General features: G+C 42.2%; 15 protein-coding genes. 2 read left to right on the plus strand and 13 right to left on the minus strand.

From position 1 onward, the window contains the following. Positions 1 to 2 precede the first annotated feature (2 nt). The 5 genes from ACESZG_RS01535 to ACESZG_RS01555 form a co-directional block, all read right to left on the minus strand. A complete protein-coding gene (locus ACESZG_RS01535) occupies positions 3 to 767 on the minus strand; it encodes an AAA family ATPase (protein ID WP_008703888.1) in 765 nt (254 codons plus the stop codon). A gap of 44 nt (positions 768 to 811) precedes the next feature. Next, positions 812 to 2,704, minus strand: a complete 1,893-nt coding sequence (gene cooS / locus ACESZG_RS01540; protein ID WP_008703889.1) for an anaerobic carbon-monoxide dehydrogenase catalytic subunit — start codon at positions 2,702 to 2,704, stop codon at positions 812 to 814. A 266-nt stretch (positions 2,705 to 2,970) separates the two neighbouring features. Next, positions 2,971 to 3,741 (minus strand): AAA family ATPase, encoded by a 771-nt coding sequence (locus ACESZG_RS01545; protein WP_008703890.1) that lies wholly within the window; start codon positions 3,739 to 3,741, stop codon positions 2,971 to 2,973. Between the two features lie 92 nt (positions 3,742 to 3,833). Next, positions 3,834 to 4,016: a CooT family nickel-binding protein gene (locus ACESZG_RS01550; RefSeq protein ID WP_008703891.1), complete on the minus strand. Its 183-nt coding sequence runs from the start codon at positions 4,014 to 4,016 to the stop codon at positions 3,834 to 3,836. A 13-nt stretch (positions 4,017 to 4,029) separates the two neighbouring features. Next, positions 4,030 to 4,425: a hypothetical protein gene (locus ACESZG_RS01555; protein WP_008703892.1), complete on the minus strand. Its 396-nt coding sequence runs from the start codon at positions 4,423 to 4,425 to the stop codon at positions 4,030 to 4,032. A 345-nt stretch (positions 4,426 to 4,770) separates the two neighbouring features. Between ACESZG_RS01555 and ACESZG_RS01560 the strand changes: the two genes are divergently transcribed. Beyond that, complete coding sequence (locus ACESZG_RS01560; RefSeq protein ID WP_096788350.1) at positions 4,771 to 5,598, plus strand: aldo/keto reductase; 828 nt, start codon at positions 4,771 to 4,773, stop codon at positions 5,596 to 5,598. A 194-nt stretch (positions 5,599 to 5,792) separates the two neighbouring features. Here ACESZG_RS01560 and ACESZG_RS01565 read toward each other — a convergent pair whose 3' ends face one another. The 4 genes from ACESZG_RS01565 to ACESZG_RS01580 are packed head-to-tail and all read right to left on the minus strand — an operon-like array spanning position 5,793 to position 10,153. Next, positions 5,793 to 6,821 (minus strand): NAD(P)H-dependent glycerol-3-phosphate dehydrogenase, encoded by a 1,029-nt coding sequence (locus ACESZG_RS01565; protein WP_025577069.1) that lies wholly within the window; start codon positions 6,819 to 6,821, stop codon positions 5,793 to 5,795. Positions 6,822 to 6,835: 14 nt separating this feature from the next. After that, positions 6,836 to 7,480 (minus strand): glycerol-3-phosphate 1-O-acyltransferase PlsY, encoded by a 645-nt coding sequence (gene plsY, locus ACESZG_RS01570; protein WP_029676806.1) that lies wholly within the window; start codon positions 7,478 to 7,480, stop codon positions 6,836 to 6,838. A 2-nt stretch (positions 7,481 to 7,482) separates the two neighbouring features. Further along, the gene (gene der, locus ACESZG_RS01575; RefSeq protein ID WP_025577071.1) at positions 7,483 to 8,808 is read right to left on the minus strand and encodes a ribosome biogenesis GTPase Der; all 1,326 of its coding nucleotides are present in this window, start codon (positions 8,806 to 8,808) and stop codon (positions 7,483 to 7,485) included. Then, entirely contained in the window at positions 8,771 to 10,153 is a 1,383-nt protein-coding gene (locus ACESZG_RS01580; RefSeq protein WP_173698006.1) for a DUF512 domain-containing protein, read from the minus strand. Before ACESZG_RS01580 ends, der begins: the two co-directional genes overlap by 38 nt. A gap of 315 nt (positions 10,154 to 10,468) precedes the next feature. Between ACESZG_RS01580 and ACESZG_RS01585 the strand changes: the two genes are divergently transcribed. Continuing rightward, positions 10,469 to 11,638 carry a ribose-phosphate pyrophosphokinase gene (locus ACESZG_RS01585; protein WP_020994041.1) on the plus strand — a complete coding sequence of 390 codons (1,170 nt, stop codon included), beginning with the start codon at positions 10,469 to 10,471 and terminating at the stop codon, positions 11,636 to 11,638. Positions 11,639 to 11,767: 129 nt separating this feature from the next. Here the strand turns inward: ACESZG_RS01585 and pgeF are convergent, their stop codons facing one another. The 4 genes from pgeF to ylqF form a co-directional block, all read right to left on the minus strand. Then, entirely contained in the window at positions 11,768 to 12,619 is an 852-nt protein-coding gene (gene pgeF / locus ACESZG_RS01590) for a peptidoglycan editing factor PgeF (RefSeq protein ID WP_008703902.1), read from the minus strand. Between the two features lie 60 nt (positions 12,620 to 12,679). Further along, complete coding sequence (locus ACESZG_RS01595) at positions 12,680 to 13,045, minus strand: YraN family protein (protein ID WP_243152650.1); 366 nt, start codon at positions 13,043 to 13,045, stop codon at positions 12,680 to 12,682. A 113-nt stretch (positions 13,046 to 13,158) separates the two neighbouring features. After that, the gene (locus tag ACESZG_RS01600) at positions 13,159 to 13,914 is read right to left on the minus strand and encodes a ribonuclease HII (RefSeq protein ID WP_008703905.1); all 756 of its coding nucleotides are present in this window, start codon (positions 13,912 to 13,914) and stop codon (positions 13,159 to 13,161) included. Then, positions 13,911 to 14,756, minus strand: coding sequence for a ribosome biogenesis GTPase YlqF (ylqF, locus tag ACESZG_RS01605; RefSeq protein WP_020994042.1), 846 nt, complete (start codon positions 14,754 to 14,756; stop codon positions 13,911 to 13,913). Before ylqF ends, ACESZG_RS01600 begins: the two co-directional genes overlap by 4 nt.

Consider the following 14,756-nt stretch of genomic DNA (forward strand, 5'->3'; position numbering starts at 1 on the left):
GATTATTGACGATCTATTTTTTCTTTTATCTTAATGATCTCATCAGTAACTGTTTTGCTGAAATCATAAGGGGACTTGCCCTGTCTGTCCGCATCAATTACCTCTGTGTTGTAATGGATCATTCCTAAAAGATCTTCCTGTGGAATCCGCTCTCTGATAAAGTTTTCGTCATCCTCGTTGCGTACTTTGTTTGCAACAACCTTTACCTGAGATACTCCCAGATCCTTTGCCAGACGCTTCACATTCTTGTATGTCTGAACGCTTCTTGCACCCGGTTCGATCACTACGACAAATGCGTCAACTCCTTCTGTGGTTCCTCTGCCGAGATGTTCCAGGCCGGCTTCCATATCAAGAATTACTACATCTTCTCTTCTCAGTACCAGATTGTTAATAATACGTTTCAGCATTACATGCTCCGGACATACACATCCGCCACCGCCTGTCTCGACAGTTCCCAGGACAAGGAGACGCACGCCATTACAGACCTTACCATATTTCTCCGGGATATCGTCTACTTTCGGATTCAGATGATAGAACTGATTTCCCGCAGTCGCACCTGTACGTTCTTCCACAAGCTTACGCATTTTGGAAATTGGTACAATAGAATCCAGTGTTTCTTCATCAAAGCCTAATGCAAGACCAAGATTCGCATCCGGATCCACATCTGCTGCAAGTACCGGTCTTCCCTCTGCTGCATACAACCTGGCCAGCGTTGCTGCAAAAGTAGTTTTGCCTACGCCGCCTTTTCCTGTAACTGCTATTTTCATTTTACGTCATCCACCTTTTATTACATTTTTAAGATCACAGCAGATTAGATTCCTAATGCTGTTCTCTTCTCTTCGATTCTTTCGATCATCAGATCAACTAATTTCTCAATATCTGTTTCTACTGTATAAGCAGCTCCTGTCCATTTTCTTGTTCCCTCTGTAAGAAGCTCTCCCATTTCTGAAGAACCGGAAACATATGGATCAACACCAAGGAATGTATCAATACCGGTACCTACTACATAGTTACCGATGGATACAGCTTTTTCAGACATCCACTCAGGAGCACATCCAACTACAGGAAGCTGATTAATCTGAAGACCTGCATCTTTTGCAAGTTCAGCAGCAAGGATCATCATACGGGAAATATCTACGCATGATCCCATGTGGAGTACCGGTGGGATATCAGCCAGTTCACAGACACGTTTCAGACCTGCACCGCAAAGATCTTTTGCAGATTTGTCCATAAGACCTGCTTTTGCAGCTGCCTGTGCAGAACATCCGGAAGCAATGACAACGATATCATTAGCGATACATTTCTTCATCAGTTCAATATGTGCATAGTCAGGACGGATCTTAGGATTGTTACATCCAACCATAGCAACAGCACCACGGATAACACCGGAAGTGATGCACTCAAGTAATGGTTTTGTTGTTCCTGTCTCATCAACCTGAGAGTTTGTAACACCGTCAAGAACCTTAACGATTGCTTCTACGGAATAACCAACTGTAGCTTTCTGTTTCAGCTGTGGGATATGTACAAGTTCAGGTTTTCTGTTCTTGAAGTTATCAATAGCCATCTTAACGATTGCTTTTGCATTCTCTCCTGCTGTCTCAGCATTGAATCTGATAAATTCAGCATCAGGCATCTGAGCGATCGGAGAAGTTGTGATAAATTTAGTATGGAAGCATTTGCTTAAAGGTCCTAATGCAGGGAAGATACACTGAACGTCTACTACGATTGCTTCGCAGGCACCTGTCAGTACTACATTCTCCTGCTGCAGGAAGTTACCGGCCATCGGAACACCGCGACGCATAGCTACTTCGTTTGAAGTACAGCATACACCGGAAACAGTGATTCCTTTTGCTCCTACAGATTTTGCATAATCGATCATTTCTTTGCTGTCTGCATATTCACAAATCATCTCGGAAAGACTCGGATCATGTCCGTGTACAACGATGTTTACATTCTCTTCAACCATTACACCAAGGTTAGCTTCCGTGTCAATTGGCTTCGGAGTTCCGAATAAAACATCAGAGAACTCTGTTCCCATCATGGAACCGCCCCATCCATCAGCCATACCGCAGCGGATAGACTGTTTTACAAGAGCTTCCGGAAGAGAAGAACATCCCATATGAGCCATATGTAAAGAAGTGGAAACTTCACGGTCGATCGCACGTGGTGCAATTTCATTTTCAATCAGTTTCTCTTTCTGTCCTGCAGGCATTCTGTCAAGGAATCTCTGATATCCAAATGGTTTACCATATTCCATCAATCCTGTCTCAGCCATTTCATGAGCCAGATCATAGATATCTTTTCCTTCTGTCTCTACGCCCCATTCTTTTGCGATACGGATCAGTTTCTCAGGATCTTTTACCTGATAGTTTCCGCCGTCTTTTGCACAATATAATGTGTGGCAGATTTCACGACCGTGATCAGAGTGAGTAGCTGCACCACCTGCTGTAAATTTCAGGAAGTTTCTTCCTACGATACCATGGACGTCACATCCACAGATACCTCTTGGCGCTTTAGGGGTAATACGACATGGTCCCATAGCACAGATACGACAGCAGACACCCTGCTCACCGAATTTACAATGTGGAGTCTGGTTTTTTACACGGAACTGCCATGCGTCAGCTCCAACCTTTGCACCTGTCTCCAAAAGTCTGGCAGTAGCCTCTTCAAACTCTTCCACTGTAGTTAATTTGAATTCACTCATTATAGACCTCCTTTAATTCTGGTTTGTGTATTCCTTTAAGATACACATTTTTATTTTATTAATAATCCCACAGGCAGGAAATCCCGGTTATCTATATCTGAAGAATTGGCTCCGTTAAAGATAACTGTGATAACCCATCCCATCCCCTCCCATGGGTTATTTAACTTAAAAAATAAAGATGTAAACTTGTATTTATCTCTGCATATATAGATTTCCTATGCGCACAAACATCCCTCATCGGATTCTCATCCGACAAGGGGTGTATCTTATAATTTTAAATTATCAACGATTGCACGAAGTGCAGTCTTGACAGGGTTGTCTTCCGGAAGTGTGCTTGTAGGACGTCCCTCACAGTCATATTCATAAACTGTTTCATCCTGTGGAACAACACCAAGAAGTGTCAGTCCCTGATTTGCAATCTCTTCCTGAATTCCCTTATTCAATTCTCCTTTCGGAGCTCGGTTAATGATCAGACCGACTGTATCAGGATGCATATCACATTCTTTAATGAGTTCTGCAATCCTGCCTACTGCCTGTACGCCTCTTCTGGAGCAGTCGCTGACCAGAATGGCAGTCTGCATGCTCGGAAGAACACCTCTGCTGATATGTTCCATTCCGGCTTCATTATCTACAACAATATACGGATAATTATTCTGGTATTTTGCAAGCTGAGTCTGAAGAAGACCATTAACATAACAGTAACAGCCTTTTCCCTGAGTTCTGCCCATGACAAGAAGATCAAAATCATCATCTTCTACAAGCGCATCTTCAAAACGCATTTCCGCGTAATCAGCCTTAGACATTCCGGTAGGAATTGGATTCTCTTTTGCAAGCTCTGCACGTGCAATTTCTTCGCGCACATCGCCAAGAGTTGTCTCTACCTTTACGCCAAGAACCTCATTGAGGTTTGAGTTTGCATCAGCATCTACTGCAAGAATCGGCCCTTTACCCTTTTCACACAGGTACTGGATCAGCATTCCGCATAATGTTGTTTTTCCCACGCCGCCTTTTCCTGCGACAGCAATTACGTGTGCCATAAAACCAGGTGCCTCCTAAATCTGTCTTAGTATTCTTTCTATAAATAAAAAATGATGTTAAGGTCAAAAGGTGTTTTGTCCCTATCTTAATATCAGTCACATTTCAGTTTCACAATACTGTTGGCAAGGTCAACCATTAAAATAGTTCCCTCGACCACTCTCTCATCTCCCATAATATCACGGAGAATCAATTTATTCCCATCCACATCTATACGGGAAACATTTTTAAAAATAACAGAATCGTCACTTTCTTTATATACAGTTGCCAGACACATGTGATGTCGCCTCCTATTTCATCTCTTCTTTAACAAGTGTTAAGGCAAGTCCAAGTCTCATATTGCCTTTCTGAAAATCTGCAACAGCTTCCTTAATAGTCTTACATGCTGCATCCATTCCCATCTTGGCAAGGTTATCAGCCATCTGATCCAGTTCCTGAGCATGATGCTCATTGTGCTGAAGCATATATGTCAGAAGAGCCAGTGTCTCATTCTTACAGTCACCTTCACTGCAGGATCCGCAATGAGCAGTATCACAGGCATGATCTGTATGAGAATGTCCATGATCATGACCTTCGCCATGAGTATGCTCATGAGTATGAGTCATACCATCTTCATGGGTATGTTCATGAGTGTGCCCATGTCCGTGCTGGACAAGATTCCCATTTTCATCTTTGATTAAATGCATGGTTAAATGCTCCCTTCTATTGAAAAATACACTGAATTTATAAAATTCAGTCTTTTTTTATGACAATAAATTATCAATTTACTGATATTATACATCTTTTTTTTCGTTTCCGCAAGCCATTTAGCATAAATAATCACTAAAAAAATTTTGAAATATATGCTTTGAAATAGCTTTTTTCACAAGAACTGTTAATACTTTAACCCTTATGTTATATTGTTAACAATGTGTTCTTGCAAAAACTTAATAATTTTTATGTACTTCTGACACATTTTTATGTTATACTTGGACAAGATTATCGGGCAAAGCAGCTTGCCCAAAGTGTATATAGGAATTGGAGGAATTGTTTTGGATAATACTGTTTTTCTGAATACAAACAGAGAGATGCCTTTACTCGGACTGGGAGTATACAAAGCCACCGGGGAAAATGAGGCCGAAAATGCTATTATTTCTGCTGTTGAATCAGGATACCGTCTGATTGATACAGCCTCCGTATATAAAAACGAAGAAAATGTAGGACGGGGAATCGCCAGCTGTGGAATACCGCGAAATGAACTTTTTATTACTACAAAAGTATGGAATACCGCACAGCGTCTGGGAGACATTCAGGGTGCTTTTGAAAGAAGCCTGGACCGGCTCAAACTGGATTATGTGGATTTGTATCTGATCCACTGGCCGGTTCCGGGATGTTATCTCAGCACCTGGAAAGTACTGGAGGAAATCCAGAAATCCGGGCGGGCTCTTTCTATTGGTGTCAGTAATTTTGAAATCCGTCATCTGGAAGAACTGGAAGCCAATTCCGGAATCATACCTGCTGTAAATCAGATTGAATGCCATCCTCTCTGCTATCCGAAAGAGCTGATTGATTATTGCCAGAATAAAGGAATCCAGGTACAGGCATATGCCCCGCTTGCAAGAGGTGCATATCTTGATAATGATGTTATGTGTGTACTCGGAACCAAATATGCCCATACTCCCGCTCAGATTGGCCTGCGCTGGGCTACCCAGAAGGGAATATCAGTAATCCCGAAATCCGTACATCCTGACCGCATCAGAAGTAACGGCAATATTTTTGATTTCACAATCGAACAGGAGGATATGGATCTGATCGATACTCTGAACGAAAATTTCCACAGTTCACATATTCCCGAGGATTTAAGGGACATTGCATTCTGATAAAGAGTAGTTAAAAAATATTTTATCATTCAAATGTAAAAAGCAGATGTATTTATATAACATCTGCTTTTTGCATATTTATCATCTCTGTCTATAGAATTTTCCGTAAATGATGCATTCGAAAGTTTTTCGTAACCATTCAGCAGTCAGCTATCCCGCGAGGTACTGAACAGTTACAGTTTTTCTATAACATCTCAGTTAGTTTTCTGTCCGTCTTCCCATGGAAGCATCGGCGTCTCCACTTTCTTATCTCTTACCATAAGATCGATCACCGCTTCCGCTGCACTTTTTCCTTCGAACAGGACTTTGTTTATTTCTGTGATGATCGGCATTTCCACATCATATTTCTCAGCCAGTTCTTTTGCTGCTTTTGCGGAATAGACGCCTTCCACGATCATTTTCACTTCAGCCATCGCCTGCTCCATGGTATATCCTTTTCCCATCAGATATCCGGCTTTCCGGTTACGGCTGTGGACACTGGCACAGGTAACGATCAGATCTCCGATTCCGGACAGACCATAAAAGGTTTCCATACGTGCTCCCATTTTAACACCCAGACGTGAAATTTCTGCAATTCCTCTTGTGATCAGGGCTGCTTTGGTATTATCGCCGTATCCCAGACCATCTGCGGTTCCGGCCGCCAGTGCGATCACATTCTTTAACGCTGCGCCAAGCTCCACTCCCAGCATATCCGGCGTGGTATAAACTCTGAAAACAGGGCTCATAAAGATTCCCTGCAGATATTCTGCTGTCTCTCTCTGGTGAGAACTTACCACACAGGTAGTCGGAAGTCCTTTTCCAACCTCTTCTGCATGGCTTGGTCCGGAAAGCACAGACACATTTGCCTGTGGAAGTTCCTGTTCAATGATCTCGCTTAAAGTAAGAAGAGTTTTTTCCTCCACACCTTTGGCAACATTTACAATTTTCTGTCCGTTTTTTACAAAAGGCGCCATACGCTTGCAGGTACTTCTGGTATAAGGCGAAGGAACTGCCAGAATTGCCACATCTGTATCCCGCAGGCTTCTCTCAAGATCTATTGTGATATCAATCGGTTCAGGAATCTTTACTCCCGGAAGTTTGCTCACGTGTTCCCGCTTTTCTCTTAATGTTGTTATCTCCTCCCCAAGCGCCGACCAGAGAATCACCTCGTGTCCATTATTGTAAAGAAGGATAGACAGGGCAGTTCCCCAGCTTCCCGCACCAAGCACACTTATCTTTGCCATATAAATACCTCTTTTTATTTATTTTTTTTGCTTAAATAAATTTTACTTTCTGTCCCGTCAAGAAGCCGTTTTATGTTCTTTTTATGTCTGTAAAATGCCAGTACTGTCAAGAGTCCCATAACAATATAAAGCTCGATCATATGATAAGAATCCATATGATAAGACCCCATCTGTCCAAATACGATCATACTGATAAATGCAGCCAGATATGCACTTACCGAACACAGAGAAACATAGTGTGTCAGGAAAAACAGTCCGAAAAATACAATTGCACAGATCACAAAAATCCGCCAGTCAAAAGCAATCACAAGTCCTACAGATGCAGCTACGCCCTTCCCGCCCTTAAAATTAAGATAAAACGGAAAATTATGCCCCAGAATACACCCAGCTGCTGCATAAAGGCTCAGCAGCGGCAGAATATCTCCATAAGAATTTCCGAATATTGCCCTTACGATCAGGATGGCCGCAATACACTTCAGACAGTCACACAACAGATTCAATGCCCCGGCCTTTTTGCCAAGTGTACGCAGTACATTTGTAGAACCCAGATTTCCGCTTCCCTGTTTGCGTATATCAATATGATAAATCTTTCCTAAAATGTATGCGGTCTGAAAAAGTCCGCATGCATATCCAATTGCAATACAAATCAGGCGTTCCATGATTATTCTTTTTCACCTCGTTCACGAATAATGAATTTCAGTGATGTTCCCGCAAATCCAAAGGCATCCCTGATCTTGTTCTCCAGATATCTGGTATAAGAGAAATGCATCAGTTCTTTGTCATTTACAAAGATAACAAATGTAGGCGGTTTGACAGCCACCTGCGTCATATAGTAAATCTTCAAACGTTTTCCCTTGTCAGACGGAGGCTGCTGCATTGCCACTGCCTCAGAAAGGATTTCATTCAGGACACCTGTCTGGATTCGCAGTGTCTGGTTTTCGATAACCGCATCGATCGTTTCAAACATTCTGGAAATCCTGAGTCCTGTTTTTGCAGAAATAAATACCAGCTCCGCATATGGCATATATGCCAGAACCTCGCGGATTCTGTTTGTGTGCTTATAAATAGTCTTATCATTCTTTTCAATGGCATCCCACTTATTTACTGCAATGATAACACCCTTTCCTCTTTCGTGGGCAATCCCTGCGATCTTGGCATCCTGTTCTGTAACACCCTCTGATGCATCAATCATTACAATGACAATATCTGCACGTTCTACTGCAGTCACTGTACGGATCACACTGTATCTCTCAATCTCCTCTTTAACTTTTCCCTTACGGCGAAGTCCGGCAGTATCAATAAAGATATAATCCTTTCCCTGCCATTTTACTCTGGTATCTACCGCATCTCTTGTAGTTCCGGCAATATCAGAAACAATCACACGGTCTTCTCCCAGAAGTTTGTTTACCAGTGACGATTTTCCTACGTTTGGTTTTCCCACAATGGCAATTCTCGGGATTTCATCATCTTCTTCTGTATCTGCATCCTCAGGGAAATGTTTTGCCACTTCATCCAGCATATCACCCAACCCCATACGGTTTGCCGCAGAAATCGGAATCGGTTCACCGATACCAAGGTTATAGAACTCATAAACATCCATCATAAATTTCTGGATACTGTCTACCTTATTCACAACAAGGACAACCGGTTTGCCGCTGCGTCGGAGCATATCTGCCACCTTCGCATCGGAATCCACCAGTCCCTGATGAACGTCTGTGATAAAGATGATAACATCTGCCGTATCAATGGCAATCTGTGCCTGCTCTCTCATCTGAGAAAGGATGATGTCACTGCTGTCCGGCTCAATACCGCCTGTATCGATCATGGTAAATGTCTTGTCCAGCCATGTCACATCTGCATAAATTCTGTCTCTTGTAACGCCGGGTGTATCTTTTACAATAGAAATCTTCTCACCTGCCAGCGCATTAAACAATGTGGATTTACCTACATTAGGCCTGCCCACTATCGCTACTACCGGTTTGCTCATATATCTGTCTCCTTCTTATCTTTTTATGGTCTGGTGCTTCGATCAGACAGTTTACCAGGTCAGCACCCGGTTCATCTACCACTACAATTTCCGTCTTAAGAGCCTGTCTGACATCTTCCACCGTCAGGTCATCCAGAAAAACATCCTCGCCGCTTCTGAGCATATTGCATGGGATCAGTACTTTTTCTCCCAGATTTCTCTGTGCAAGCTGATCCATAAGATCAGTAGCTGTGATCAGACCGGAAACTGTGATCTTCTCTCCAAAGAAATTATTCTTTACTGCATATACTTCAGCCTGGACATTCGGAAATTTCTTCTGTACCAGTTTTATCATTTTACCTATATAAGGCGCTGCCAGCCGTCCTGTTGCAACAGTGGCATTTACCTCTCTGTCATCGCCTTCAAGCTGCTCAAGTCTCTCTTTTACCTCTGTTTCAAGCAGACGCATCATACCAACACCATTCTCCAGCTGAAGGTATCCGTCATATCTGCCCTCCTCAGGAAGTTCATATCCTGCAAGAATATACCATTCATCCGAAGCATGTACAAAATGAATACCATGCTTCTTCACCATGATCTTCTGCCACCGCTCTACTTGACTGATCAGATACCTTGCATCCTCTTTATCAAAAGATTCCAGTGGATACAGACCTTTTCGATACCTGGAAAGGCCTACAGGTACGATTGAAACACTCTGCAGTACAGGCGCATATTCCGACAGTTTTTCCAGACTGTATTCCAGTTCATCCCTGTCATTAATCCCCTTGCAGAGCACAATCTGCCCGTTCATGGTCACATCACCTTTATAAAGCCTGTCAACTTTTGCAAGGGCATCTCCGGCAAATCGATTATGGAGCATTTTACAGCGAAGCTTAGGATTCATAGTCTGAAACGATACATTGATCGGGGAAAGATGAAACTTGATAATACGATCCAGATCATAGTCACTCATATTGGTAAGGGTAACATAGTTTCCCTGCAGGAATGACAGTCTGGAATCGTCATCTTTAAAATATAAAGTTTCTCTCATACCGGGCGGCATCTGGTCTATAAAACAGAAAATACAGTGATTGGAACAGGAGCGGTACTCATCCATAAGACTGTTCTCAAACTCCACGCCAAGATCATCTTCATATTCCTTTTCTACTTCCAGTTCCCATTCCTCGCCATTCTTCTTTCGGATAAGGAGCGTAACAAATTCGTCATTCATCAGATAACGATAATCAAACACATCCTCTACCGGCTGGCCGTTAATGGAAAGCAGCGCATCTCCCGGTTCCAGTTCCAGTTCTTCTCCGATACTGTCCGGAAGAACCCTGGATATTATGTGTAAATTTTTTTTCATGAATTTTACTCCATTGGAATGTAACCGGAAATTGTGTGTGGGATAAACTTTTCCGGCACATTTTGTTTCTCGATCATTCAGGAGCCGCTGATTTATTTACTGTGCAGGCACAGTTACTTTCTGACATTTACTCCTGATATCATATGACAGTAATTCCGGACAAAATATACCTGCGCCCAGAATCCGCTATCTTTTATATCATAACAATTGTAAAAGAAAAAATCAATAAATTCCTTGACGTATTTTAGGGCAAATGTTATATATTATATTGAAATCTATTTTTTGAGTATAAAATCACTACTTAGGAGGAGTATTATGCCAAACATAGAATTGTTGGAAAAATCCATGCCGGTTGCACCTATCCGTATTGCAGCTCTTGGATGCAGAGAACTTGCAGAAGAAGTTGACAGAAAACTTGTTAAATTCCGTAAAGAGCTGGTTGAACGCAAACAGCTTAGTGTTATTCCTCAGGGATACAGCGAAGAATCATTTATTGTAGAATGTGAATGCCCCCGTTTCGGAACCGGTGAAGGTAAAGGTTATATTAAAGAATCCGTTCGTGGCACTGACCTTTATATTATGGTTGATGTGACCAATTACAGCGAATCTTATACTGTATGCGGACACGAGAACCATATGTCTCCTGACAACCATTTCCAGGATCTTAAACGAATTATTTCCGCTGCAACAGGCAAGGCACACCGTATCAATGTAATTATGCCGTTCCTTTATGAAGGCCGCCAGCACAGACGTACTAAAAGAGAATCTCTGGACTGTGCACTGGCACTGAAGGAATTAAGCGATATGGGAGTTTCCAATATCATTACCTTTGATGCCCATGATCCACGTGTCCAGAACTCTATTCCGCTGAATGGTTTTGATAACTTTTTCCCTACTTATCAGTTTTTAAAAGCTCTGATCAAGAGTGTGCCGGATCTTCGTGTTGACAATGACCATCTGATGATCATCAGCCCTGATGAAGGTGCCATGTCAAGAGCTGTATATTTCTCCAACATCCTTGGAGTAGATATGGGTATGTTCTACAAACGTCGTGATTACTCTACAATCGTCAATGGAAAGAATCCTATTGTTGCACATGAATTCCTCGGAGATTCCGTAGAAGGCAAAGATGTTGTAGTTATCGATGACATGATTTCCTCCGGCGGAAGTATGCTGGATGTTGCCAAACAGTTAAAGGAACGCAACGCAAAGAGAGTATTTGTATGCACTACCTACGGTCTGTTCACAGACGGTCTGGATAAATTTGATGAATATTACGAGAAAGGCTGGCTTGACAGAGTGATCACAACCAACCTGAATTATCGCATTCCGGAACTTCTCGAAAGACCATATTATGTAGAAGCAAATATGAGCAAATATCTTGCGAGCATCATTGATATCATCAATCATGATGTTTCCGTTGAGAAGGTTCGTTCCAGCAACGAAAAGATCATGTCTCTTATGGAAAAAGTAAATTCCAGATAGTTTTTCCGGCAGATGAATACGAAAAGGGGGGAGCTGTTAACCAGCTCCCCCCTTTTTCGTATTGTACAGTTAATCTGCAAATTCAGGATTACTCACTTCGCACTGTTGTGCTTATAACAATTTCAGGTTTTATGAACGTATGCCAAGAAAAGCCCCAAGATTTCCCCTTTTTCCATGGGAAGCCCTGTGAGAAAAGAGAAACTCAGGATTACAGCAGGTACAGAGATTTGGCATGGAAATGTTTTCTTCCGGGATTCCCGCTTCCAGAAAAATAATCTTGTTTGCCATCCACAGATTTAACTGATATTTTCCGTTTTCTTTTCTGTAAAACAGCTTGTTCCGGTATTTCTTATCAAAAACCTTTTCAAATTCTTCAATCACATCTTCGCTGACTTCATAACACTCCTGACAGATAGACGGTCCGATGGCCACTTTCAGATCTTTCGGATTACTTCCATACTCTTCAGACATCTTTTCTATGGTAACTGCACCGATTTTCTGAACCGTACCTCTCCATCCCGAATGAGACAGTCCGATCGCATGATTCGCCGGATCAGCAAAATACAGTGGAACGCAATCCGCATAAAAGGTTGCGAGAACCAGCCCCGGAACATTTGTAATCATTCCATCTGTATCTGTATAATCACGCGGGATCACAATTCCCTTTCCGCGGTCTTTCTCTGTTACTTTCCGCACATTGTTGGTATGAGTCTGATCAGATGTAACGATGCTGTTCATATCAAATCCCATAGCATCAGAAATCCTTCTGTAATTTTCTTTCACGCAGGACTCCTCATCACCTCTTGTAAAACTCAGGTTCATAGAACTGTAGATTCCTCTGCTCACTCCGCCAAAGCGGGTGCTGAATCCATGAACAAGCCAGTTCATTTCTTCATATGCGGGATATGTAAGAAATGTAACATCTTTATTGTTTTTTACATTCATCTTTGGAATCTGTTCACTGTTCCATTTTATCTTCATATTTCATTATTCCCTTCCTGCTGTATGGCAGATTATTCATCAAAGCAGTTTCTATAATTATTAGCGGATTGCAATATATTCAAACGCATTCTTAACCCAGTGTATTTCATCCCCGTCAATTCCTGCCACATCGAAACGGCATGGGATATCCACATTGTGATATTCCACTGTAAGAAAATACCTTGCCACCTTACATATGGTTTTCTGTTTAGCAGGATTTACTGCAGCCAGCGAATAACCGGAACTATTGTCTTTCCTGTATTTTACCTCAACAAAAACAAGATATTCTCCATCTCTGGCAATCAGATCGATTTCTCCAAATCTGCATCTGTAATTATATCTCAGAATAAATAATCCCTGCTGTTTCAGATAATCAGCAGCTTTTCGTTCGTAACAACTTCCGGTAGACCGGGTATTTTTATGCAAATTCTTCCATCCATTTCTTTTTATATTATTTATATGTAGGCATCTTTTGTTGTTACTGTGCATCACTCAGTGTATTGCTGTGTACTGAAGGATAGTAACCCTTTTGCGACTGTTTATATGAAATGTGTAATAAAGGTCTTTCTGTGGATCGGGGTTTCTCCATATTTTTTCAGTGCCGCAATATGATCGGCAGAACCATATCCCTTATTTGATGCAAAACCATATTCCGGAAACACTTTATCATATTCTTCCATCATTCTGTCCCTTGTCACTTTTGCAACAATACTTGCTGCTGCAATGGAAACACTCTTTGCATCTCCCTTAATAATGGGAACCTGCGGAATGGTGATCTGAGGAATCGTGACTGCATCATTGAGAAGAAGCTGAGGAACCACTTCCAGTTTACTTACCGCCTCCCGCATTGCCTCATAAGTAGCCTGAAGGATATTGATCTCATCAATACGCTCCGGGCTGCGCATACCGATTCCTACTGAAACCGCTTCCCTCATAATCACATCATACAGTTCTTCTCTTTTGGAAGCACTGAGTTTCTTGGAATCGTTCAGATAAAGGATCCGGCTGTCCTGTGGCAGAATTACTGCACATGCCACAACCGGGCCTGCAAGAGGGCCTCTTCCCACTTCATCAATTCCGCATAAATAACCAAGATGTTCATATTTATGCTCATATACCTTCATATTTTCAATACGCTGCTTCTCCGCTTCCAGAGCTGCTTCCTTTTTGCGGCACTGTGCGATCAGTTTTTGCACACCACTTCTTGTATCTTCTTTATAAATTTCATATAAAGCCGGGTAGCTGCTCATATCTGCTGCAGCAAACTCGGCTTTAATCTCAGCTATTGTTTTCATAATGGCGCCCACTCCAATGTGATCCGCCCCATTTTTCCAGAACGGAAATCATCAAACAGTATCAGCGAAGCTTTGGCATAGTCCAGCTCTTCCTGCTTTTTCAGACACCCTCTGGCTCTGGCAATCGCCTCCAGAACTTCCACAGAAGTTCCCTCCTCTGTGATCTGATATCTCTCTGCCAGAATCCCTTTATAATTTTCGCGCAGATAATCGATCAGCCAGAGTGCCAGTTCCTCCATATTCAGAATGTCATCTTTGATAGAACCTACACATGCCAGACGGATTCCCACCTGCTGGTCTTCAAATTTCGGCCACAAAATACCAGGAGTGTCCAAAAGTTCTACTCCCTTATTCAGACGGATCCACTGTTTTCCTTTCGTAACTCCCGGCTTGTTTCCGGTCTTTGCACAGGCCCGTCCTGCAAAGGTATTGATAAATGTAGATTTTCCTACATTCGGGATTCCCACTACCATAGCGCGGATCGGACGGTTTTTAATACCGCGGCGTCTGTCTCTTTCTATCTTTTCCTTACATGCTTCCTGGATCACATTATTGATTGCTTTCATTCCGGAACCATTTCTGGAATCTACTTTTACAACATAAAATCCCTTTGCCTGAAAATAAGTTTTCCAGGCTTCATTCTGGCGCTCGTCAGCCAGATCTGATTTATTAAGAAGAATCAGTCTGGATTTATTTTTTCCCAGTTCATCGATATCCGGGTTTCTGCTCGAAAGAGGTACGCGGGCATCCACAAGTTCAATGATCAGATCGATCAGCTTAATGTCCTCCTGCATCTGTCTCTTTGCCTTGGTCATATGACCAGGGTACCACTGTACGTTCAT

This window comes from Blautia sp. Marseille-P2398 (assembly GCF_964240315.1).
GTDB lineage: Bacteria > Bacillota > Clostridia > Lachnospirales > Lachnospiraceae > Blautia_A > Blautia_A wexlerae.

Coding starts and splice junctions, on each gene's coding strand:
- ylqF (WP_020994042.1), bottom strand. CDS start 14,756: ATGAACGTACAGTGGTACCCTGGTCATATGACCAAGGCAAAGAGACAG.
- ACESZG_RS01535 (WP_008703888.1), bottom strand. CDS start 767: ATGAAAATAGCAGTTACAGGAAAAGGCGGCGTAGGCAAAACTACTTTT.
- cooS (WP_008703889.1), bottom strand. CDS start 2,704: ATGAGTGAATTCAAATTAACTACAGTGGAAGAGTTTGAAGAGGCTACT.
- ACESZG_RS01550 (WP_008703891.1), bottom strand. CDS start 4,016: ATGTGTCTGGCAACTGTATATAAAGAAAGTGACGATTCTGTTATTTTT.
- ACESZG_RS01585 (WP_020994041.1), top strand. CDS start 10,469: ATGCCAAACATAGAATTGTTGGAAAAATCCATGCCGGTTGCACCTATC.
- ACESZG_RS01545 (WP_008703890.1), bottom strand. CDS start 3,741: ATGGCACACGTAATTGCTGTCGCAGGAAAAGGCGGCGTGGGAAAAACA.
- ACESZG_RS01555 (WP_008703892.1), bottom strand. CDS start 4,425: ATGCATTTAATCAAAGATGAAAATGGGAATCTTGTCCAGCACGGACAT.
- ACESZG_RS01565 (WP_025577069.1), bottom strand. CDS start 6,821: ATGGCAAAGATAAGTGTGCTTGGTGCGGGAAGCTGGGGAACTGCCCTG.
- pgeF (WP_008703902.1), bottom strand. CDS start 12,619: ATGAAGATAAAATGGAACAGTGAACAGATTCCAAAGATGAATGTAAAA.
- ACESZG_RS01600 (WP_008703905.1), bottom strand. CDS start 13,914: ATGAAAACAATAGCTGAGATTAAAGCCGAGTTTGCTGCAGCAGATATG.
- plsY (WP_029676806.1), bottom strand. CDS start 7,480: ATGGAACGCCTGATTTGTATTGCAATTGGATATGCATGCGGACTTTTT.
- ACESZG_RS01580 (WP_173698006.1), bottom strand. CDS start 10,153: ATGAAAAAAAATTTACACATAATATCCAGGGTTCTTCCGGACAGTATC.
- der (WP_025577071.1), bottom strand. CDS start 8,808: ATGAGCAAACCGGTAGTAGCGATAGTGGGCAGGCCTAATGTAGGTAAA.